Annotated in this window: 15 protein-coding genes; 4 read left to right on the plus strand and 11 right to left on the minus strand. The window is 44.5% G+C overall.

Annotated features, from left to right (window positions below):
* Positions 1-394: 394 nt before the first annotated feature.
* The 4 genes from MHI38_RS08850 to MHI38_RS08865 form a co-directional block, all read right to left on the minus strand.
* The gene (locus MHI38_RS08850; protein WP_341181188.1) at positions 395-3,361 is read right to left on the minus strand and encodes a beta-galactosidase; all 2,967 of its coding nucleotides are present in this window, start codon (positions 3,359-3,361) and stop codon (positions 395-397) included.
* A 114-nt stretch (positions 3,362-3,475) separates the two neighbouring features.
* The gene (locus MHI38_RS08855; RefSeq protein ID WP_341181189.1) at positions 3,476-4,972 is read right to left on the minus strand and encodes a glycoside hydrolase family 30 protein; all 1,497 of its coding nucleotides are present in this window, start codon (positions 4,970-4,972) and stop codon (positions 3,476-3,478) included.
* Between the two features lie 224 nt (positions 4,973-5,196).
* A complete protein-coding gene (locus tag MHI38_RS08860) occupies positions 5,197-6,225 on the minus strand; it encodes a LacI family DNA-binding transcriptional regulator (RefSeq protein WP_090915238.1) in 1,029 nt (342 codons plus the stop codon).
* Positions 6,226-6,496: 271 nt separating this feature from the next.
* Positions 6,497-7,438 (minus strand): metallophosphoesterase family protein, encoded by a 942-nt coding sequence (locus MHI38_RS08865; protein WP_154887731.1) that lies wholly within the window; start codon positions 7,436-7,438, stop codon positions 6,497-6,499.
* A gap of 51 nt (positions 7,439-7,489) precedes the next feature.
* Here MHI38_RS08865 and MHI38_RS08870 point away from each other — a divergent pair, with 51 nt between their 5' ends.
* Complete coding sequence (locus tag MHI38_RS08870; protein WP_154887728.1) at positions 7,490-7,852, plus strand: iron-sulfur cluster biosynthesis family protein; 363 nt, start codon at positions 7,490-7,492, stop codon at positions 7,850-7,852.
* A 218-nt stretch (positions 7,853-8,070) separates the two neighbouring features.
* Positions 8,071-9,129 carry a hypothetical protein gene (locus tag MHI38_RS08875; protein WP_261769218.1) on the plus strand — a complete coding sequence of 353 codons (1,059 nt, stop codon included), beginning with the start codon at positions 8,071-8,073 and terminating at the stop codon, positions 9,127-9,129.
* Positions 9,130-9,277: 148 nt separating this feature from the next.
* On the opposite strand, the gene MHI38_RS08880 is transcribed toward MHI38_RS08875, so the two are convergent.
* Both MHI38_RS08880 and MHI38_RS08885 read right to left on the minus strand, forming a co-directional pair.
* Positions 9,278-11,338: a methyl-accepting chemotaxis protein gene (locus MHI38_RS08880; protein WP_186809603.1), complete on the minus strand. Its 2,061-nt coding sequence runs from the start codon at positions 11,336-11,338 to the stop codon at positions 9,278-9,280.
* Positions 11,339-11,509: 171 nt separating this feature from the next.
* A complete protein-coding gene (locus tag MHI38_RS08885; RefSeq protein ID WP_154887724.1) occupies positions 11,510-12,520 on the minus strand; it encodes a BtrH N-terminal domain-containing protein in 1,011 nt (336 codons plus the stop codon).
* 342 nt (positions 12,521-12,862) lie between these two features.
* Here MHI38_RS08885 and MHI38_RS08890 point away from each other — a divergent pair, with 342 nt between their 5' ends.
* The gene (locus MHI38_RS08890; RefSeq protein ID WP_341181190.1) at positions 12,863-13,927 is read left to right on the plus strand and encodes a hypothetical protein; all 1,065 of its coding nucleotides are present in this window, start codon (positions 12,863-12,865) and stop codon (positions 13,925-13,927) included.
* Between the two features lie 106 nt (positions 13,928-14,033).
* On the opposite strand, the gene MHI38_RS08895 is transcribed toward MHI38_RS08890, so the two are convergent.
* Both MHI38_RS08895 and MHI38_RS08900 read right to left on the minus strand, forming a co-directional pair.
* Positions 14,034-14,915: an amidohydrolase family protein gene (locus MHI38_RS08895; protein ID WP_341181191.1), complete on the minus strand. Its 882-nt coding sequence runs from the start codon at positions 14,913-14,915 to the stop codon at positions 14,034-14,036.
* Positions 14,902-18,153 (minus strand): GNAT family N-acetyltransferase, encoded by a 3,252-nt coding sequence (locus MHI38_RS08900; protein ID WP_154887719.1) that lies wholly within the window; start codon positions 18,151-18,153, stop codon positions 14,902-14,904. Before MHI38_RS08900 ends, MHI38_RS08895 begins: the two co-directional genes overlap by 14 nt.
* Before the next feature lie 387 nt (positions 18,154-18,540).
* On the opposite strand from MHI38_RS08900, the gene MHI38_RS08905 reads away from it, so the two are divergent.
* Positions 18,541-19,134 (plus strand): DedA family protein, encoded by a 594-nt coding sequence (locus MHI38_RS08905; RefSeq protein WP_154887716.1) that lies wholly within the window; start codon positions 18,541-18,543, stop codon positions 19,132-19,134.
* A 183-nt stretch (positions 19,135-19,317) separates the two neighbouring features.
* Here MHI38_RS08905 and MHI38_RS08910 read toward each other — a convergent pair whose 3' ends face one another.
* From MHI38_RS08910 to MHI38_RS08920, 3 genes are all read right to left on the minus strand, one after another.
* Entirely contained in the window at positions 19,318-20,337 is a 1,020-nt protein-coding gene (locus MHI38_RS08910; RefSeq protein WP_154887714.1) for a hypothetical protein, read from the minus strand.
* 216 nt (positions 20,338-20,553) lie between these two features.
* A complete protein-coding gene (locus tag MHI38_RS08915) occupies positions 20,554-21,753 on the minus strand; it encodes an MFS transporter (RefSeq protein WP_154888575.1) in 1,200 nt (399 codons plus the stop codon).
* Positions 21,754-22,017: 264 nt separating this feature from the next.
* Complete coding sequence (locus MHI38_RS08920; RefSeq protein WP_154887712.1) at positions 22,018-23,055, minus strand: ROK family protein; 1,038 nt, start codon at positions 23,053-23,055, stop codon at positions 22,018-22,020.
* Between the last annotated feature and the right edge of the window lie 386 nt (positions 23,056-23,441).

The following is a 23,441-nucleotide window of genomic DNA, read 5'->3' on the forward strand; positions in this document are numbered from 1 at the left end:
ACGCTTACAAAATATAATCTTTGTCTCCCTCTCTTGAACATAGAGATGAAGCACTGCTACTTTTCTTTCTTTATGAATTCGCTTAAATCCCCTCATTCTCATATAAATCAGTTTGAACCAAGAGTCGCTATCTATACCAAATTCTCCTATGATTTAGATTTATATATAAGAATGAGGGGCAATTTCCTACAGTCTAAGGCTATTGCTAACACCTAGGGCTATCGTTATCCAATATTATTTATACTTGCTCTATTGCATACATCTTAGATGCATGGCTCTTAAAAGATTTCTAATTTCTAGTTCTATTCTTACTTATATTCTTACTTCTATTTTCAATTCTATTTTAAATTCTGTATTTCCCTTCTATTTTACATGCTATTTTTAGTTGCTATTTCTATTGTCCCACTGTACTCCACGGATATCGTGACATCTCATCCAGCAGCAATCTTACCCGTTCGGGTGTTCTGCCTTCCTCGTCAAAAATGAGCAGTTCATTCTCTTCCCTCAGCCACGCAACAGGAATTTTGTAATCCTCCTGCGGCCCAATCTGCCAGTATCGGCCCAAATGGTGTCCGTTGACATGAATCGTTCCTTTGCTCATGCCTGTCAAGCGAAGCATCAAGTTTACTTTGTGATGCCCGGCTGTGACAGGTTTGGCAAAACGCCAGCGATACCATACCGGCTGACCGTATGAAGCGCCCGGTGTAGTCACTCCTGGTGTATCCTCTGAGAGATCACATGACTCCCATGACGCAGGAAGTAACGCATCCGTACCAGCCATTCGCCAATCCTGAAGCTCACCCTCATGAAGATAAGTAATCAGCTCAAGTCGATTGAGTGGTGACCGACTATATGGCATCTCAAGCGTATTTACAACTCCAGACTTTACGTAGCCGGATATGTCCAGCGTCTGGAACGCAAACCAGTCCTGATAAGCAGGCATCGGAATTTCAATGCCGTTAATACGCAAACCTTTGCTCGGAGCACCCACAAGTACAGCCCGATCCATACCATCCAGCGTAAAACTTCGACGAAGCACCGTTCCTCCCCGAATGGAGTTCACTTCATCCAAATGTATAGTTCCTATTTCTGTTCCTGTCTCTGGCTCCATCTGCCAATCGCGGCGAATATCCTGTACTTGCCCGCCAAGGTACACCGCTCCTGCTACACCCTTGTGTTCCCCAAGATAAGGAGAAAAGTTCAGTCGGCCCATATGCTGTACAAGCAATTGCAACGTATTCTCCCCCTGAGTTACCTGAATGGGAACAGCCGCCGCACCAACCTGGCGCACTAGCGCTTGCTCAGCACCGTTTACGATAATTCTCGCGGTATCTTGTATGCTAGGCAGCACGAGATTCATCATTCCACCCACCATACTGGCAAAATCACATTCGTACAGCAGGTAGCCAAAGTCCTGACCGTACTCGGAAAAATCGATAGGATGCCCGCTCGCAGAGCGTTGCTTTGCCGTTAATGTAACACGGGAGAACTCAGGAGATTTGCGCAACACCGGAGCCGGCGGCGCAGGAGGAATCACCCAAGCAGGCTGATCTTCAACTGCAATAGATGCCGATTCAGGCTGTGTCTCCACTTCTTGAGTAAAAAACTCACGTCCAGTCCGTGCCTGTTCACCATTTAGCCAGTCGCCCAGCAACATCATTGTACGCTCGGGATCAGAGATCATGCCTTTCACTTGCCCGGACCCCGTGACATCCACATCGTCAAAACCGATGGCATAACGCAAGCTTTGGCCATCAGCAGATTCCATTCGCCATGTGCGATTCATCGCGTCACGATCCAGAATGATGAACCGAATGGACATGCCATTGGCTTCAAAACGCATTATTCCCGGCTCCTGAAAATGGAATAGGTCAAAACGATATGCATTTCTCCCCGCATCCTGTTCAATCAGTACTTGCATCGTGCTTTCTTTCAGAATGATATTTCCTGCGACCGATTCCCTTCTTGTTCCCAGTTCCAGCTCAACTACCGAGCGTTGTCCTCTGTCAGCTGTGATGAACAACGTCAGTTCTCCATTAATCATCTCATTACCGGTTATTAAAGCTCCTGCGGTAAGGTACACCTGTTCAGCAATTTGCACGCGATCCAGCAATGGAACAATCTGTCCCGGATGAATCGATATCGGCAACGTACGGCCTTCCTCAAGCGTAACGTTCACCGTCTCACGCTCATCCTTGTGACTCTCCACGAACCAGATTTTTTCTTGCCCCGTCTGTCTACCGCGCACGGATATGCCGCCCGGATGCCGCACCTGAATCTGTTCAGCAGCGATTTCCTCAGATTCCATCAGCAGTGATCCAAACGCACGCACAAAATAAGAGAGGTTTTTCGTCACGGCATATTTCGGCGTCACACGTCCATATTCACTCAGCGGAGCATCGTAATCATACGATGTGATCATGAAAATATCACTGTCACCCAGCGTTCTTCCACCGTATCCACCGAAATTAGTCCCCCCATAGAACATGTAATAACTGATTCCGGTATATCCGGCTCTCAGAATTTCCATGATTCTTCGGTCCAGCAGAGAAGGCGTCTTCTGGATTGCCGAAGGTCCTCCCCAATTTTCAAACCAGCCGGTCCAGAATTCAGTAACAATCTTTGGTGTATCTGGCTGTTTCGAACGTAAATTCGCATAATGTCCATCCGCACCAGACCAGAAGTTCGCTCCCTCAATCGTTCCTTCCGCTCCGCCAACACATGTAATCAGCGGGACGTCTATCCCTCGTTCCAGTATCCCGTCCCTAAGTGTGGTCATATGTGTGCTTGCCGCCTCATCATCCATCAGATAACCGTACTCATTTTCGACCTGGACGAGGATTACCGTACCTCCGGCAGACAATTGACGCTTACGAATAACAGGGATGATCTGATCAAAGTAGAGCTGCACATAATGAAGGTACGTTTCATTATTTTCACGGAATTTTACATTCTCTTTCGTTCCCAACCAGTACGGAAATCCACCGAAATCCCATTCCGCACAGATAAACGGACCCGGTCGTGCAATAACCCACATACCTAGCTCTGCACACAGATCAAGAAATGCACCGCAGTCGTTATCGCCTTCGAAGGACCATTGTCCCTCTTCCGGTTCGTGTACATTCCATGCAAAATAGGTATCAATGCAGTTCATACCTGCCAGCTTGGCCTTCATTAAGACATCACGCCATTCTTCCTTCGGCATACGGAAATAATGAATGGTCGCACTGTTCAGGAAGATACGTTCACCGTTTAGATAAAAGCTGCGCGCATCATATGTCAGCTCCGTATGAACATCATTCTTGCTGCTGAGCTTGTTATTCTCTTGTTCTTGAAACAAAAGTGATGTTGGTTCTGTCAACGCGATCCCCTCCTTCTCTTATTTATAGATAAAGAACGCTCTCTATTGAACTTCGAATTTACACGGATCACTCCGATGTCAGAATAACTTGCAGATCGGTGCTGTTCTCCGCTATTACTCTGCAGATGGCAGAACACCTTCAAGCACGACAGTAGTGATGGAGTTATCTGCGGTTGGCACTTCAATGCCGTTGGTGTACACCGGGATATCCTCCAGCTTCTGCATATTGAGCTCCGGTGATGTCTGGTACACCTGGGCGGAGCCTGTTTTGGCAACATCCCAGCCGGTCAGGTCAAATGCTTTGTTTTCCGCTGACAACTCATTCCGAATCACCAGTACAAGCCGCTGTGCCTTGGCATCATAAGCCGCAAGTGTTCTGCCTTCATCCGTCGGAATAATGACCGCACCTGGACGAATGTACTTCGTGAACTGAGCCATACCGTAATATTGCTTGGTCAACTCGTATTGCTCATCACCGTTAAAATTCGCATGAATGAAGCCCCAGTTGTTGTTCGCTCCTTCGTCTTCAACAGCTTGCCAGTATACCCAGGCGGACGGTTGCATGATTTTGAGATCAAACATGATCCTGTCTGCCAGTTCCTGTACCGAGGTCATGTCCTCATGGTTATGCGGCTCACTGCCGCCGGTACCATATTCGGACATCCAGAGCTTTTTGCCGAGTTTATCAGCCAGAGCACGCAGTTCTTCCATTTTGCTGCCGTTATACGAATGGGTATTCATCTGTTGCACCGCATCAAGCGTGTCCTGGTCATACAAGCTGAAATTAAATACGGTCTCATCGATGCTGTTATCGTCCGCGGCACTGATTACCGTGCCATCCAGTCCTTTGTTTTTGAGCGAGGCGGCCGTTTTCTTAATAATTTCGGCCTGTTTCTCGGTACTGAAATGACTGCCCTCCTGCTGGTTACCTTTTTTCCACCAGTCGGCAGAAGGTTCATTCAGCGGATCAAGGGTGCGAAATGTAATGCCCCACGTATCCCGATAATGCTTCACCACTTCCGTCAAATAGTCGGCGAACGCATCGTACTGATCTTCACGCAGATTATTACCTCCATCCTCGGCACCAGTGACCGAGCCACTAATCGTCATCCAATACGGAGGTGAGTTAGAGAAGGCCTCCGTGATGTTGACTCCGCGTTTGATCGCACCCTGCATTACGGAACGCTGACCCGCATCCGCTTCCCAATCCCACTTGCCCGGCTCAGGCTGAAAACCTGGAACGTCACCACCTGGACGAAGCGCGTTCATTTCCGGGTTTTCTTCACCGCCTATATTGTAACGAACGATGTTAAGTCCCAAGCCTTTGGCCGGATCAAATATCAGATCCATAACCTCATCCACCTTCGCCTGATCCTTCCAGCCACCGAGATCATTCGCCCACCAAGCCAGCGACGTACCCCAGCCTTCAAAATGATCATACGACTGCTCCAGCTTGAGATGCACCGGATCTTCCTGAAATACAAGTACCTCGGGGGATGGATTCATATAATGATTGATAGCAACTCCTCCTACGGCTACCAAGGCAAGCAAGGCTGTACCTGCGAATACCAAACCTCGTCTGCCCCTGAAACGCTGTTCATGATGTGCCATCGTGACTCCTTCTTTCGTGATCCATAGATCTTCTAAGTTGATGTAGTTCATTTTGTGAAGTTGCTCGTGTTGTGTACATTTTGAAACCCATTTCATGAAATCGGTTTCATTAAGTTGAAAATTAAAACCCGTTCCACAGGATGAAAAGGGTCTCATTTACGCCCTCATTATATTTCACGCTTCAAAGAAATGTCAACGCTTTCTTTTTTTGAGAAGCAGACCCACTACCGGGCGGCAGGTCCTGTACTTTGGCGGATAATCAGCCTAGGTTCCAATACATTCTGTTTCTTCGGTTTGCCTTGATTGATCAGGTCATGTAACATATCCACTGCCTGTTTGCCCAATTGATACGTATTCTGGGATATCGTTGTCAGTTCAGGAATCACGGCACTCGCTAGCGGTGTATCATCAAAACCGATGATCGAAATATCTTTCGGGATCGACAAACCATACTCAATGGTCGATTTAATTGCACCAATCGCATTATTGTCGTTGACACAAATCACTGCCGTTGGCGGATTGTCCTGCTGCAGAAGTTTGGACATCTCCCGCTTGCCGTCGTCAATCGAGAAACCGCCTAACAGCTGGCGTTCTTTTGGTATTTCAATCCCATGTTCACGTAGTTTCTTCTGTACCGCTTTCACCTTGACCATCGTGGTAGATAGCTCCTTCATTCCCCCGACAAAAGCAATCTCCCGATGCCCCAGCTCAAGTAGATGCTCTGCAGCCATAGCCGCACCGGCTCCCTCGTCAGTGTATACCCGGTGAAGTCCGCTCTTGGCAATATTACCATTGACCAGCACAATAGGCATATGCCTGCTCATATCCATCAATTCCTGTGCCATGTTATCAGGGCAGACCTGTAAATTGATACGTCCGCCGAGAAAGATAATGCCATCCACCCGTTTCTCCCGCAAAATGGAGAGATATTCAGACTCACGATTAGAGTCCCCTGCTGTGTTACATAAGAAGAACGTATATCCGAGTCCACGTGCTTCATTCTCTGCCCCCCAGAACACTTCAGGGAAAAAAGGGTTGGTGATATCCGGCAAAATGATGGCGATGGTGCCCGTCTCTTTCTTGATCAGGCTGCGTGCCTGAGCGTTCGGTTGAAACTGATGTTTCTCGATAATCGACATTATCTTCTCTCGCGTGCTGGCACGAACCGGAGCCGTATCATTCAACACCCGGGAGACGGTCGATACAGATACGTTTGCTTCTTTCGCAATATCATATATGGTGATCGATGTCATAGGGGGGAAACCTTCCTTTTTTCTCTATTTACCTGCTTATCATACCAGATAAGATATCACGAATGAAATGCATTTCATTCTACAAGATGCTATATAAGTTGAACTAAAGAATTTACACAAGCCACTCCGATGACAGAATAACCTTCCAATCGCTGTTATCCCCAGATTCTTTTTGATTCCCCTTTCTAAAGGGAAAAATCCGGTAATAAAGGCGAACGCTCCGCTTTTTCAGGTTTTTTCTGTCCTCTTCGTTAATGTGTAAAAGAATAGTTCAACTTATATGGCGTGTGAAAATAAACAGCTTGCTGTCGGCATTCACTACCTGTGTGCCGTTGCTCAGTTGAACCAGCGGCATATCCCAATGGGTATGCCCGCTGAACACCAGCGTCTCCGGCCCGGCCTCCAAGGCCTGCCGGATGAGCGGTTCACCCCTAAGCCCAAGCTCGGCGATGCCCGGGCTTTGGTGCAAAAGCAAGCAATCCGGCTGCTGCTTCAGCAGCTTGCGCACGGATTGCAGGTACGGCTCTGCCGGCAGCCGGTTCGGCTTGTCCGGCCTGCCGATGATGCCGCCAAGGCCCGCGATGCGTAGCTGACGCGCCTTGGCGGCGTGGGGCGCAAGGCCACCCGGTGGGTGGCCAGCGCTAATAATCGCAGCTGGGCCATCCATGCAATGGATGCCCTCGCTGTGGTGTAACCGATGAGCGTCTGCATCATCGGTTAGATCGTGGTTGCCGTGGACGCCGGCAACCCAGCCGAAGGCTGCCCTGAAGGCAAGCCAGACGGGAACCGGATTGCCAGTCGCTCCCCTTTTCCCGCGCAGGGCATACATATCTCCACATAACAGCACACCCGTCTTCTGCGGATCGAGCTCAGGCCACTCCACCTCCATCAGCAGACGAATATAGGCAGGCAACATCTCACCCAAAAGCTTATCCGTAGCCCCCGTGTCAGAGGCGGCATCAGATTCCTTCTCCATCACAGGTACAATTCCCTGCAAATCTGAAGTGACAATCAGTGCATCGATACCTTCAGGCAAGCCATCTAATGTACCATGATAGATCGGAAGCTGAGCCTGAATGACCTCGCCACCGGGAATCGCATTCAAATACGCATAATGTTCAATGGGATCATGATTCAGTTGCTGTATTTTCAACTTACCTCTCCCCCTTTCCTTATATATTATTTTACATTCTAATCGGCAATTATGGTCCATATATTAAATTGTAAGCGAATTCATTGGGAAACAAAGGAGTGTGACGACGCCATGATCATTCAAGTGAGTCCGCAAGCAGAAGCACGACTTATGGAGCAATTGGGGAATCGGCCCGGCTTTTTCAAATTGTTCTATGATACTGCTGGTTGCAGTTCTGATGGAATTGCGGTACTTCTGATTTTAAATGAACGAGACAGTGATGACGTGCCTATTGAGGCTGGTTCACTTCCGTTTGTGATTAATAAAGAGCAAAAAATTCACTTTGAAGCCTGTTTACGTCTGCAATCCGAAAATAATTTCCCTTCCTTCCGTCTCAGCAGTGATTCGACGATTTACGGAAGTAACGTAAAGGTGTATGATCTGCGGGATGTAGCTAATGTAACGTCTGAATCTACGGAATGGTCTGTTAAATAATCACTTTGCATGGATGAAGATTAGAAACAGAACCTCCCTCTCCCACAATGTTGCGGAAAGAGAGGTTTTGTTGGTAAATCTACTTTATTAACCAAATTCCAGAGCAAGCAAGTTCTTTATATTATTATGTTGATTGATAACCAAACCCTTCTACGACTTGTAACGTTTATTTTACAAGCGCCCTAAACACAGTACGACTCAAGAAAAGAGGACTACCGATGAGAAACCATCATATCCTGTACCAAGCTATTCTCATACTCTCACTCATATTTATTTCAGGATGCAGTAGCGGTGAAAGTAGCACTAAAGCCCCTCCACCAACAATTAAGCCTGGCGAAGCACAGACTCGCGAATACCTTTCCATTACTAACACCGAATACGTCAATGAGACAGATTCCACGGATGGAATGAAAATGAATGTGTATACATACGACTTAGAGTCCAAAGCTCTCAATAAAATGACTGACTTGCCATATAACTCACAATATCCCTTGACCGTAGTTTCGTTGGCAGAAGACACCACGTATTATTCGGGTGAGGGCAAAAATAAAGGGGATGAGCTATTCGCTTATGATATGAGAACACAGCAAGTACAGCAATTAAGTTCTAATTTATTTGCGATAAATGCAATAATCCCGGATGTCACTGAGAATACACTAATGATGGCTGCTGTGCAAAAAGGAGAACGCCCTGTAAAGGTCATGTTTCTGGATAAAGCAACACAAAAAATCTCGATATTAAATGAGCAAGATTCAGATACGACCACATGGGACATCGCATATAACCCAGAAACAGAAAAAGCATACGCCATCCAATACTCTGAGGAAGAACAATATGAGCAGATGGAAAAATCAAATCAGACCCAAAAACCGATGGTTCCACCAAGTCATACCATTATCGAAATTGATCCCGTAACGAATCAAACTCGTGCAATCATCAAACTCAAAGATGAACAGATTCTCACTTTATCCTCAAGAGGAAACCAGCTTCTCATCGCAACGGCAAAACACATTAATAAAATGCCCATCGGATATAGTCTTGTGGATCTGAAGACAGGACAACGAAAGGAACTTTATCTGCCGATCAAGGCCAGTAGTGAATTATTTCTGGACAAAAACGGTAACGGATTTTATTTTCTTGGGGAAAAAGGAAATGGCGATACCGAGAGAGGTATTTACTATTATGATATGAAAACGGATGAGATAGTGACTGTTTTTCTGCAAAAAGAAGGGTTCATTAATAACTTCACGCTGGTATCAGAGCCAGGCAAAAAATAAAGATACTCCTTTAACAACAATAGATATTTTTACCGTGCGAGCATAAACACATAAAAAACCTCCTAATCCACTATTTGGGATATGAGGTTTAATGTATTTAATGAAATCTTTCAAGTTGTATCATTGGGTATACTTCATTCAATCCTTGCTAGCTCGTCTTGAATCGTGCTGATTCCTCAGCGAGCTGTCTGGTCAAAGCATCGATGGTCTGCACGAGTTCTGCCAAATGCTCGGTCATTCCAGACTGCTCTTCCATCGTGGCGGTGACTTCTTCAATGGATGCGGACACTTCCTCGCCCGAAGCAGACAAGTTCTGTGCCGCGCCAAGGACTTCGTCCTTATCCCGTTCAATGGACTCGATCTCGGATGCGATCGCCTGCACCTGATTCATCATATTTTGCATATTTCGCGTTGCAAAATTAAAGGTTTCCTTGGTTTGCATCACGCTACTCTTATGTTGCTCGGCAATGGCCTCAATGGCCTGTACGCTCTGGTTATTCTGCTCCACATGTTCAATCGTCTGCATAACAATACGGTGAATGTCCTCGGATTGCGCCGTTGTCTGTTCGGCCAGTTTGCGTATTTCGGACGCAACCACGGCAAATCCACGGCCCTGTTCTCCTGCACGCGCCGCCTCAATCGATGCATTCAGCGCAAGCAGCTTGGTCTGATTCGCTATCTCGGCAATGGTACTTGTGATTTGCTGAATACCGGATGAGCTCGCAGCAAGTTGAACCGTAATCTTCGAGATGTTATTTACCTCTGCTTCGTTCCGATCATTAACGGCGATAAGGGCATCGATCACGTCATGATTATCTCGGAATGCATCCGTAATTTCATCCGCTTGAGCCATGACAGACTGGGACATCTCGTTTACATTTACAATTTTGCTACCCACGTTCATAAATTGATCCACGATCGCCTCTGTATCGTTAGCCTGCGACTCCATCGCCCGGGATATTTCAAGTGCAGTGGCTGTGGTATCGGTAATCGATGTAGATGTCTGCTGTGCAGACTGATCCAGTTCCGCCGTACTTTTATTCAAAACACCAATAGAAGCGTTCATACTGGCAATCAGTTGTCTGTTTCCTTCAGCCATCGTGTTAAAGCTATCCGCGAGTTCGCCGAACTCCCCACTGTATTTCTCCTTCGCCTGTACCGTCAAGTCTCCACCAGCAAGCTGTTTAAACAACGTAGTAATGGACGCGACTGGTCTGGTCATCACGCGTGAGAGAAGAATCCCTACAATGATGGAAAAGGCAATGGAACTGAATAGAACAATATACATTTTATTCGCCATGCTTGTTAGAGGTTGATTGACGTCTACGTAGGAATCCTCAACTATAATCGTCCAATCCGATTGTGGAATTTTGGAATAAAACACCACTTTCTCGTCCGTGCTTACCTCGCCCTGTTGTAATTTATCACTTGGAGCCAAATCCACAAGAGACTTGTATTCCCCGCTTTCTAACGGTTTCCCTGCCATATCTGCATCTGCCGAGTGATACATCACCTTACCCACCCGATCCAGAACAATCACTTTACCTTCATCATTAATCTTGACGTTCTGCAATTGGTTCACAAAAAATGACGTAGATATCGTGGCAATAAGTACTCCGTTTACTTGCTTGTTTTCATCATACATTGGAGAGGCAAAAACCGTGCCAAGTGTACCCAGCGTTTTGGAAATGATGCCTTCACTGATTACCTGACGGTCTTGAATTGCTTCCTTAAAATAAGCCCGATCTGCCCGATCTCCGCCCACGGCCTTAGGGTCGTTCGCTGCGACTACCGTGCCATTCTTATCAATCAGCATGAGCACAACAGCGCCCTCAATACCTTCTAAACTTTGAGCTAATATATCATTGGATTCACTAATTAAGCTCTGATTTTCCTCGAAAAAGACATTTGCATCCTGCCCTTGATTCGCACTCCGAATCGCCAGCAATTGTTCAAAAGCCTTATGTTTGGTCATTAGAAATGCGGCTTGCTTAGACAACTGCAGGGAGGTAAACAATCCCGCTCCGATCCGATCCGAATTGGCATGAATTTCATCTTTACTTTTATCCTGTGTAATACCTTCAGCTATCTTATAACACAGCACAGCCGTTACGGTCAGTACGATACACACGAGGAGACTGATCATTAATGGTAATTTGACCCGAAAAGACATATTCCTTAAGCGCTGTCCTACTTTTGCAAAAAACATAAACACTTCCACCATCCATCCCGATTTTGTATGAACCAATATAATATTTGATATTTTAATATCGGTTTTTATTAAATCGTTCGATAGATAATAAAGCGTTTTCAAAAAAAGAATTTGAATTTGAAACCTAAGTAGACCAGCTCATTTCGCTTAAATGCTCACTCATTTATTCTATTTTACTTTTTCAAGATCTAAAATTAATTTTTGTATCGCCTTCCTCTCCTTAATCTCAATCTGATTTATGAAATCAATAACATGTTGTATATCTTTTGTACTTTCTGTGAGCATATATTTTAGACATATATTTCTTAGCACCAAACATTGCTTTTTAATGTCTGTGTATGCTTCAAAATGTAAATCATATTCAGTAATAAGGTTTAGAGTATTCAGATATTCCAGACCTCTCAGCATGACTTCTTTATGATCTGAAAGTAAATGTACAGATCTAACCAGGCTGAAAACAAACTCTTCATTCTCTTTAATGTAGTTGATAAGAAATGGATAAACGCCGATTCCCCAGCTATCTGAATCATTGCCCGGCTCTTCGATCAGTTTGTAGTCAACAGAAGATTTAGTCTCATATAAATATTCTTTTAATTGTTTTATTAGAAGTTTGAGATCAAACTTAAATTCTATTTTGTGATCTTTAAACTTCAACAGTTGTACGCCTTTAAACCACTCCCCCTCGGAATAGGGACTTAAAAATGCTTTGTTAACGCTTTTAAAATCAGCTTCCGAGAAGCAGTAGGTGGTATCAAAAAAATCAGCTATGTAAAAAATTCCCCTTTCTTGGTCATATCCATAAATGAGCATATCATGTGCCCCATGCCACTTATTAAAACTTCGATAGGATGAAATATAGTATTGATCAATACTCAAATACACATAATTCCCATCATCTATTGCATCAATAATAAACTGCACTATATTATCACACCACTTGGACAAGACTCTTTTTTCGTAATGGTGCATCGTAAACAGTCTATAATATTCCCGAAAAACAGGCGTGTAAAATTGTAGGTACACCTCTGGATTTCCCCAGCCTACTAGTTGAATATGATTATGAATAAACCATGGGTAATATGCTTCCTCATAAGTGCAAAGTATAGCATTTGTATTAGCAAATGCTGGCAGAGAAGTAATTAAAGGATACTTTATAGGCAATACTTTTTGGGTTGGCAATAGCTATCTTCCTTTCTTTTTCATTATTTGACCTGTACTTTCCATAAAGCAAATCAATTACTATCAATCCTGTATTACATCCAAATAGCTGGACGTCACTTCATATTACACTCCATCATACAAGTTAAACTAAGAATATGTTAAAATACTAAAAAGAACCAAGTTAATATTTCTCATTTAAGTTAGATTTATGAATAATATAACAAAAACCCCACTCACATCACTTAAAAAATCTAGTTAAAACACGACAACTGAAGCTCAAAAAAAGGCCGCCTGCTTTTCAGTTAATTAGTTTAATTGCATTACACAAAAAAATATCACCTAAATGGGGAGAAACCACTAATGAAAACGTTACCACTTTGTAAACCTCTAATTTCAAATTATCCTCAACATGCCTTCTATCTATCCATTATTTCTGAAAATAAGGAATGTCAACCATGGATTTATTCAAATTATACGAATTTGTTTTTATCAGAATTACCAAACAATGAGTTTTTCCTTGATTTCTTTGTCCAGACACCTGAACATCACTTCAACCCATGGTTTAAAGATTCACAAAGATTACATCGCGACCTGATATTGAAGTCCATACCCGACTTAATCTCGTTTATTAAAGATCAAATCAACTCAAATTATTACATTTTGACACACGTTGATGAGTACTTCATCCCTAACACGAATTCATATAATAACGATAGGTACACTCACGCGGTTATGGTTTTTGGCTATGATGACTCGACCCGGGAGTTTCAGCTTGCAGGATTTTTCAATGACCGCATCTACTCTCAAACAACTGTTTCATACGATGAATTCAAGAAAGCATTCGAGGAATGCCATATCTATGATGATTATCTTAACTTCACTCATCTGCTGAAAATCAATCCAGAATACCATAATGGAAAAATATATAATTTCTCTATTTCTTATTTTGCAGAATGCATGGAAAACTATTATACCTCATTTAATGAAATGAAGAATTTCCAAAGTTTTTACACTCCCGAGCTTTACTCAGACCGAACCTTTGGTTTGAATATCTATAAAAAACTAACTGCTTTCTTAGCGTTAAATCTTTCCGAAAAACTGAACCTTGAAACACGCTTTCTATATACACTCAAAGAACATAAAAAATTTATGAATCTAAAAATAAATTATATTGAACAAGAAGGACACTATTATTTCCCAGATGTTTTTAAAAATAACTATCTTCAAGTCGAAAAAGAAACAACTATCCTACTCAACCAATTCTTGAAATGTTTAATAACCCAAAAAGATATCAATATTAATAAATTAATTGATAAACTTAACTCTCTGTACCAATTGGAAAAAGAAGCGCTAGAGCTAATCCTCGCCGATTTCACCAAACAGGGCATAATCAAAAGCCAGTATTCCATACCTATTGCTGACTAATTGATCTTAATCGTTATATTTTCCCAAACGGATATCCAGATTATAATTCGGATATCCGTTTGGGATTTTTTGAGTTCAGGACGATACAGAATATATTTATGACAGATTACTTCCCCAGTTCCGCAATACGCTGACCGATACGTGGAAACAGGCTGAATGCGTTCTCGTAAAACACCTTCTCATGATGCTGCTCTGGCACAAGCCGGCGGACGAATTCTGCATACAGATCGATAGGTGCAAGCGGCCAATCGGTTCCAAACAGCATCTTCTCATAATGATCCGAGTAAACCAAAGCCCTGCGGAAATGATCCATGAACAGTGGCTCATTCATAAAGCGTTCGAAGTGTGGGCGATCCCCCACCACAAGCCCAGATAAATCTGCGTACACGTTAGGGTTCTTAGCAACCACCTCAGCTGCATCCATCACCCAGGGATCACCGAGATGGCAGATCATGAAGTTTACGCTGCGCTGTTGCAAGGCAAGCTCGTCCACCGTTAACGGATGCGAATATTTGAGCAGCCCGTTCATGGAGTAGGTGTCTCCCGTATGGATGACCACAGGCAGATTGTATTTTGCAGCCAGCTCATAGACCGGGGTATAGATTTTGTCATACACATAGTGGTGATAGTATCCGGCATACAGCTTGATTCCCGCAACTTCGGACGATTGCAATCTGGCTTCGATCCGGTCCAGCTCGTCTTGAGCTTGTTTGCCGTCCAGTCGGTTAGGGTTAATGCCTACACATTCCATCAGAAACGATGGAACCTGTTCTTCCAGATCCAGTCCCATCGGGTTAGGGGAACTGGAATCCGGGAAAGCCCCTTTCGTTTGCTCGCTCACCCCCATGCCAATGCCAAGAATAACATCATTGCGATCAAATTCTGCCTTGAGACCCGCCGCGCTGTAGTCTACTTTGGACAGATCAATCGCAGTACGGTGAAAGCTGTCGATATCGGATAGATGAATGTGAATATCAATGATGGGCATCGAAGGCCTCCTCTTCGCTTGTTGATGTTACAAAGTTCAGTTTTAACAAATCATGTATATCCATCGTATGAAGCGGGATCGGCCCCAGAACAAGATAAGTGGGCTCCGTCCAGACGGTTTCGCCATCTTGTATCGTAAGCTCATGTGTTATGTTATGTCCTGTCACCAGATTGTTAGCAAAAGCCCAAGCACTCTGGTTCGGATAACGATTCACCGCATGCAGCATGTTTTGACGTGAAAGCGAGCCTATTCGGGATATGTGCTTCAAAGGCAGCCCAATGTCTACTTTGCCGAGCGGAAAACGATCTTGACCCGGTTGCTCGATCCAGCCTTCTGTATATACTTCCGAAGGTTTGAAGAAACGACCTTCTGTAAGAGCATAATTTGCTCGTGTCAGACCAGACTTGTTGGTCACCGCAAGTAAGGTGCAAAGTACGGGAACGCCAGGCAGCATCAGATAATGCTGATGAATGGTCATTCCCCGGTTCGCTTCATGTTTCTCGATGCGGGTGGTCACCTTCAAGCCTTTCCAAACATTACCGAATTGATCCTTCTGCTCCGACCACGATAGACTCGTTTGCTCCAATTGACGGCTAAAGCCGTTCATGCCTGGAATATCAACAGCCATCCCACCATACCAAGGATTCCACCACGAACGAGCGGCAGGTTCAGGATATGAGCTGTCCAGCCACTCCTCGCCTTGAACTTTCAGAGAGTGTACAATCCCCCCGAATGCCGGATCAGCCGTAATAGATAACACACCATTGTTGACGGTATATAACGTCCCTGAACCGTCTGCTCCCTTTTCAATCCCTTGCTGCACTTCAGATCGTGTCTGCGGGAACCAAAGAGAGATTCGTTCCTGAATCCGATCTTCTCCACGATACACGCCCCGTACTTTCCATATATTCAGTTGCTCATATGGGTTGGTACTGTCAGGGGAGTCAGACCCTTGCGGGTCAAGGCGGTCCGCTGTCATTGCCTTCGGCGCTCCCACTACCGTTTCCTCAGGCGAAAACTCCAGCTTATACGAGTTCAACTGCTCCGTCGTATCGAACTCGATCGTACGAGCTTTAATCTCGGGTTCCTTACCTTGCTGTACGTACAGCTCCAGCGTACCAGCAAGCTTAACAAGCTTACGCTCAACCAATTCAGCCTGTAGTACGTCCGCAGCAAATGGATTGCCATCATTCAACGTCACATCCAGATGACTGTCCAGCATCGGAATAACTCCATTAGGTTGTTTACGGGCGAATGCGCGGAAATCCGTCCACTTGGCAAACGTGTTAAGCGCAAATACCGTTTCCTTCGTGGCTACCGAGGCCCCGGCCTCCAAACGTCCCAGCTCGTGCTGTAATGCCAGCGTATATTCGGGTTTGATCAGCTTCAGCGAAGGGTCCCAATAGATGCCGCACGCTCCGTACTCTTCCTTGCAAAATAGCCAGTTCTCCGTAATCTGTCCCGTATCCCAATGGTTTGGATCCCCGGCATAATCATCCCCCATATCTACAAAACGACCCTGATAGGGCAGAATGAGCCGATTGCCGAAGAAACCAAAGTGATCCATCAGGAACAGTTCTTCTTCCCATGCTGTATCACGTGTATTCACAACCTCATGGGAGAACGTAGCGATTCCGTTAGCGGACAGTTTGGCAACCGTCTTCAGCAGTAATCCCGGGAAATTTTCCAATTCATAGGCCGCTTCCATAACCTGATGATTCCCTTCAGCCACGATCTGTACTTCTTTGGCTTCTTTTAGGGACAACTCCTCCGAGTACGGTTTCCCCAGCTTCGGATAATTCCACCAGAAGGAGTGATACGACCCAGGGTATTCGATCCACATGACATTATCATGTTTGTTCATATGAAGGGAGTAGGCCCCGTTCACCGCAATCCACTGGCCGTTCGCCTCACCGCCATATCTTCCTTCAATGCCCTTCATCAGCACTGAGAGTTTTCTTCTAAAAGAAATCTCCAATCCCCCCGCCGGAACAGCGGTAATCTCCACATCCTGTGCATAGATGCCATATGAATGCAGTGTAAACGGAACGGACACCGAGCGTTTGCCCTTCGCAGGCACACTGAAACGCAACGTACGTTCTGTCCAGTCTAGAAAGGCATCTGTCGGTAGTTCCATAACAAATTCTGTTTCCACATCCACATTGTTTTCCACGTTAAGGATCAGCTCTGCCGGAATACCCGGATATAATTCCTTCACGGGGAGAACCGGCGTAATTTTCGCCGGGAATTTAGGATGAACGCCCAGACGGAACTGAGCCTTCTTCCCGCCAATAAGCCAAGTGCTGCTAATGACTGGATGTGTTTTATTCTTGTTCTGTTCTTCGGTCACCGGGTCGAGGTAAAATTCCCCCTCTACGGTAATCGTTTCGCTTGGCTGCAACGTTTGCACGACATCCATAGCAAAACGGATATTTTTGTCGTCCTGTCCTTTGATCTCAAACTCAAGATCGGAATTAGATTTATTTTGGATATGATAACGCACGGGATAACTCGAACCAAACACCAGATCATGATGGTCTACTTCGGTGTGGATGCTGTAATCCGGCGTTTCGAGCGCGGCCAGACCGCGGCCTGTTTTTTCAAAAGATGCCCGCAGGGAGAGTTCTCCTTTTTGCCACGTATAATCCAAGAAATCGAAGCCCTGCTCCTGACGTCCATCCGGCTCGATCACCAGTTCACGGGTGCTGTCAGCGTACCAATCCAATGTTTTAAAGTAAGGTGCTAGTGCCTCGGTCTGCAATACCGTCGGGATAAAGTTCATTAGATGTACGCTATCGTCTTTTTTCTCCCAAAAGAATCCACATTTCTTATACATCGGCACCGCCTTCGTATTGCCCGGCCATGTGAACAGATCCAGACGCGGCCATCCGGCCTCGACTGTTTTCTCCACTGCCTTTAAGATCAGATTGCGGCCAATCTTGTAACCGTGGTAGTCGGGGCGTACATTGAGCAGCGGGACATATAGTGCATTCTCGTCAAAACGATAGTGGGCAAAGCTGCAAAAACCGACGACCTCTTCATCATGAACCGCCAGAAAAACATGCAGATTGGAGGAGTTCTCCATCTCCTGACGAATCGCTTCTTCTGTCCGCTGCCTTGTACCGCCTCCCCAGCTCTCATTACTTTGGTTCCACATATCTGCCAAGCTAGCCGCATAAGAAGCGTTGTATTCAACAATACGAATCTGATCGATGATGGTTTGTGATTGTACGTTCATGTTCGGTTCTCCTTCTCTCTATATATAGGATGGTCTTCGTGAACACTATACTAGCCTTCGTCTGATCGCTTCAGAACTAATTCAGGCTCTGTATGGCAAATCTAGCGATAGTCTTATCATACTATATTTGGAAACATTTTCAGAGTGTCTTCATCACCTAGATTCATATTGGCTCCAGAACGATTATAAGTAAATAAGAAACCTTAGACCGAGATTGTTCGTATCTAACTAGGGGCTGTCTTTGGCTTATGTATAGGCTAACATATACGGTGTTAACAGGATAAATGGTCTTGCCTGTGAGTTTTGACAAGCGCTGTTCGCCCTTGGTACTCTGAAGAGAGCAGTGTCTACTTATATCAAAAATAGATAGATTCATGGAGGGAAAGCATGACGGAGTGGATTACGCAATTCATACTTTTTTTTAAGGATTTATCATACGCAGGTCTTGTTATTGCCTTATCGTTTGAATTCGTCCCTGCTGAACTTGTTCTGCCCATGGCGGGATATTGGGTATATCTCGGGGATATGAAGCTGTGGTTGGCTATTCTGGCAGGAACCGTTGGCGGCACATTTGGCCCATTAACGTTATATGCACTCGGACGCTACGGTGGCAGACCGATGGTCGAGAAGTACGGCAAATACTTCCTCATCCGCCCCCACCATGTTGAGGCTTCCGATAAGTTTTTCGAAAAATACGGCAGCGGGGTCGCTTTCTATGGACGCTTCGTACCCGGCATTCGAACGGTTATCTCCATCCCTTGCGGAATGGCAAAGATGAACGTATTCAAATTCAGTATATTTACCTTCTTAGCCATGCTTCCGATCACATCCATCTACGTCTACCTTGGCTACAAACTGGGTGCACAATGGGAAAACGTCGGCGAAGTGGTTAAACCGTATGTCATCCCGGCAGGCATGATCTTCCTGATTGGATTTGGACTATACATGCTACTGAAACGTTGGAAAAAGAGACCCGCTTAGACAAGTAGAGGCTTGCTTGAAGTAAGGGAAGTGAGATGGGACGTTACGGTTAGCTTAAACTTTCTCACTTGTTGAAATTAAATGTAAACCCTGGCGATTATGAGAATCGGCGGGGCTTTTGTTTTTGAGAATAAGAAACATCTTCAATATAAGCATATTTATTCAAATGAACCCAATAAGTTACTATGTAATACATACTAATAAATCTGTTACCAATTGTTCTTCAGACAGTTGTATCTCCTTTAATTTTGTTAAAATTTTCGAAAAAACTTTCATATCATTAGTAATAGCATATTTCATTGATAAATTTTTCAACAACAAGCAATCATTACAGAGAGATCTAGACTTATCTGATAAGCTTTCATAATTCTCAGCTTTTAAATACCCTTTAGAATTTAAATAATCTATTCTTTTACTGAAAATGTTCTTATGTTCCCATATTATTCTATATAGTCTCATATCCTCAATTAGAATGGTGTCATTGGAACATCTTCTTATCAATTCATCATATACTGCTAATCCGAAAACAGAGTCTTCGCTGCCTCTATGTGTAAGGAAAGAATTTCTGGATTTAAGGAAGTCTTCTAAATATGTTCTGAAAATATCCAGATCAAAATTCAAATTAAAATGATAGACATACTTGGTAGTAGTACTTGTTAATTCTGGAGTTATATTTTTAATAAATTTAATATTCGAGACCGGATTTTCTATGAATGATAAAACAAATTCTTCATATGGAACAGAATATTGACCAAAGATCATGTCTTTATTATAACCAAGATAATACAATACCCTATCGTTATTATTGTAACCATATATTAAATTGTCATGATGGAAGTGTTCTTGCATATAACTTGCTTTGTTAGACCAGTAATATTCATCTATACCAACTTCTAAATAGTAATTCAAATCGATATTTTCTATCACTATATCCAGAATACTTTTTCCTAAAGTTTTAATTGTATGTCCATCAATACTTCCGAACTCGAGAAAAGGGATAGTAGGGTATTTTCCATTGTGAGAATAGAAATCAATTTTAAAGTCTCCTACTGGGTTCTTCCTATTGTAAAAAGTATAAAGCTGAGTATAGTTTGTAAAAAACCAACCTGAGAAAGCTTCATTCTTCTCTAGGATTGCTAGCGGGTATGCATGATTTAAAAAGGTTTGAATAGAGGGAGTTTGAATCTCTAATTTTTTCTCCATGTGTTCACTCTCCTTTAAATTTAATATAACTCATAATCTAACGAGAAATGATAGTTTGTCAACTTGCTATAATAAAAAGCACAGTCCTATTTTTTGAGTTCATGAATTAAAAAAACTCTCTCATCTACACGAGGCAAAAGAGAGAGTTCAAACAATGTTTGTTTGTTATTAATGTAGATTGGTAACGGGTTCATTTCCTAACTTAACAAGAGTTTTCTAAATCAGTTCCCGTCTTCTTTTCAAATAAACATACAGCACCACGCCAGATACCGCACAAATGACCGCACATAAACCAATGAATCCATACCCAGCCTGAAGTCCGCGCAGCAGACCCAGCTGAGTTGTGGCACCGTAAATGTTTTTCACACCTTCAATCACCCAGCCAATCACATAGTTGCCTATAACACTACCAACCCCCATGAGCGTTACCGTAAACGTAATTGCCGTATCACTGCCGTTCGGATATCTGCGGGCGATAAAGGCCATTACTGTGGGATAGATCATCGCAATGCCTGCGCCCGATATCGCGAAGAAGATCGCCAGACTTTCTCCCCCTGCAAGTGCTACAAACGTGCATATCGCCGAGAAAGCCGAGAACAAAATCAATGAGAGTACGAACCCGATGCGATCCGTCAACGGTCCTAGCAGCAAACGCCCCAGCGAGAACGTAAGGAAAAATGCCGACAATAGACCAGAGGCTTTAACCGTGTCCCACGTGTAGGCTTTCTCCAGGAAGTTAACAAGCCAGCCTCCAACCGCCAGTTCCGATACCACGCCAAAAGAAAGAATAAGCACCATCAGCCACAGGGCCGGATCACGTGTTAACGTCTTAAGCGAGGTGCGATCTTCATGGGCAAGATCATCCCCGGGGAATTTACTGCGCAGTGCCGCAATGATCGGCAGCAGGCACAGCGACAGCATAACCAGATACATGCCGCGCCAGTCCAGCAGGTGCCCAAATACCGTCAGCGACATCACACCTGTCGCCAGCAACGGCGCTACCGTTGAACTGAGTCCATAGAAGAAATGGGACAGGTTCATCATCGTGCCTGTATTTTTCACAAAAATCCGCGCCCCGAGAATCGCCAGCGCAATCTCCAGCATCCCGTTACCGATGTACATGAAGAAGTACGATGACGCAAAGAGCGGATACGTATGCGATACATAAATGAACACACCAGACAGAATCATCGAGGTAAAAGAAATAATGCTGACTGCCTTAATTCCCCATTTACGAACCAATATAGCTGTAAACGAGCAGGCGATCAGATATCCCAGAGCGTTCAGGGACAACAACGTCCCGAGCTGTTTCTCATCCAGATTGAAGTCGAACTGAATACGCGGAATGGCTGGGCCTTTAATATTTTCCGAGATGCCAAATACGATAAATCCAAGAAAGATCGTTGCCAGCTGCATGGCGTACAGCTTGTTAAACTTTCGTTTGTTGCCTTGTGTACTTGCTTGCTGATTCAAAATAAGTTCCTCCATTGTGTCCAGAAAAATGGTTACACGCTGTACCTCCGATTGCAGTGCTACCTTCCGCCCGCTGTTATCCCTGTATTTTTTGAATTTCTTTCTAAAGGTGAAAATACATTGATAAAGGCGTTCTCCAGATTGGCTCTGCCCTCTCCGCTCTCGTGTAAAAAATTTTGCTTAACTTCACTTCATAATAAGTCGTTTCTACCACTGCTTTTCAACTACCTGAATACGGTAGGTCAGGCTTTCCAACGTTACGGCTACTAGCCCGGTAACATACTCGCGCCGGGTGTCGCGGCGAATCGTGAGTTCAGGCATATGCTCCTGTGGAATGTGGTGATCTCGGCAACCTTGGATCAGGCCATCCCGCATCGCGGGGTCCATCGTATCGCCCGTCACTACAATGGCCGCTGGGTTGATGATGGCAATAATGGAGACCAGCGTCTGTACGACGAGTTCCTGCAATCCGTCTGTCGTTTTCAACATGCGCAGCTGCTCTTCCCGTGACACGCCAAATGGCAAAAAGGACACCTCTCCCCCAAATTGCGTATTCCCGGTGAGTGGCCGACCATCGATAATAAAACCTGCTCCCGGAAAATGATTTTCAGGGAACGTCACCACCGCAAAGTTCTTCTCTTGCTCAAATTGCTGTTCATTGTACAGTCCGTACACCGTCAGATTCATATCGTTGCCAATGACCACTTCGATGTCTTCGTATTGCTCTTTGAGTCTTAACCCCAGCGGCTGATTAGCCAGCTCTGGTACGTCACAGATACCGATCACACCATTGTGCGCCACCCCTGGTATCCCGATTCCGATGGCCTGCACATTGTGATGCTGCTCGATCAGCCCGGCAATGAGTTCCTCCACCACCGTGACATTAATCTCATCTAAAACAAGCGTCCGTTCGTCTTCCATATCTCCGCTCAGGTTGGCATATGTATGTGTGATCGAATGAATGCCACCTTCCGTACGAATAATCAGACACAGCACACTCGCGTAGTCCGCATTAAACTGATACCGACTCGCCGGTCTGCCCCCGCTCGACTCATCCGGGCCGAGATCAATGATCTCCCCTGTCTGGAGTAATTCGTTTAGTATCGTTCCGCATGTTGCCACACTGAGTTTGGTCAGGTTTGCGATGGAAGCCTTCGTGCCTACGCCCATCGACCGAAGTGTGTTTTTTACAATTTCAACGTTAATCCGTTTGACCTGTTGGGTGTTGTGGGATGTGGGTAACATCGTTTGTGGTGTGCCTCCTTTCGTTTTTATATTGAAGGGTGATCGCGTATTCGAGAAAGTATTGGAGGGTGGTTTTTAAAAGTATTTTAATAATTGAAGTTTAGGGGGATTGGTATGGAAAGTCAATGCTTATTACTAACAAGATTGAGCTAGCAAGAAAGAAGAATTAGCTTGTACGTTTTATTATATTTAACATAATTGTTACTAAATGATAAAATTCAGCTTAAGTGTCAAGGAGGTGGATTTATATGAGTTGGTTCTATTGGCCGGAATTTATCATTTTAACTATATGTCTTATCTTGGTTTTATTCGGAATATACTATGTATTTCGTAAGGTGTCGGGGCTCTCAAAAAGAGTTTCTAACTTGGAAAATAAAATGAATACA

The organism is Paenibacillus sp. FSL K6-1558, assembly GCF_038002565.1.
Lineage (GTDB): Bacteria > Bacillota > Bacilli > Paenibacillales > Paenibacillaceae > Paenibacillus > Paenibacillus polysaccharolyticus.

Coding starts and splice junctions, on each gene's coding strand:
- MHI38_RS08895 (WP_341181191.1), bottom strand. CDS start 14,915: ATGCCCATCATTGATATTCACATTCATCTATCCGATATCGACAGCTTT.
- MHI38_RS08855 (WP_341181189.1), bottom strand. CDS start 4,972: ATGGCACATCATGAACAGCGTTTCAGGGGCAGACGAGGTTTGGTATTC.
- MHI38_RS08875 (WP_261769218.1), top strand. CDS start 8,071: ATGAGAAACCATCATATCCTGTACCAAGCTATTCTCATACTCTCACTC.
- MHI38_RS08915 (WP_154888575.1), bottom strand. CDS start 21,753: ATGCAGCTGGCAACGATCTTTCTTGGATTTATCGTATTTGGCATCTCG.
- MHI38_RS08870 (WP_154887728.1), top strand. CDS start 7,490: ATGATCATTCAAGTGAGTCCGCAAGCAGAAGCACGACTTATGGAGCAA.
- MHI38_RS08890 (WP_341181190.1), top strand. CDS start 12,863: ATGAAAACGTTACCACTTTGTAAACCTCTAATTTCAAATTATCCTCAA.
- MHI38_RS08920 (WP_154887712.1), bottom strand. CDS start 23,055: ATGTTACCCACATCCCACAACACCCAACAGGTCAAACGGATTAACGTT.
- MHI38_RS08910 (WP_154887714.1), bottom strand. CDS start 20,337: ATGGAGAAAAAATTAGAGATTCAAACTCCCTCTATTCAAACCTTTTTA.
- MHI38_RS08880 (WP_186809603.1), bottom strand. CDS start 11,338: ATGTTTTTTGCAAAAGTAGGACAGCGCTTAAGGAATATGTCTTTTCGG.
- MHI38_RS08860 (WP_090915238.1), bottom strand. CDS start 6,225: ATGACATCGATCACCATATATGATATTGCGAAAGAAGCAAACGTATCT.
- MHI38_RS08905 (WP_154887716.1), top strand. CDS start 18,541: ATGACGGAGTGGATTACGCAATTCATACTTTTTTTTAAGGATTTATCA.
- MHI38_RS08865 (WP_154887731.1), bottom strand. CDS start 7,438: ATGGACCATAATTGCCGATTAGAATGTAAAATAATATATAAGGAAAGG.
- MHI38_RS08900 (WP_154887719.1), bottom strand. CDS start 18,153: ATGAACGTACAATCACAAACCATCATCGATCAGATTCGTATTGTTGAA.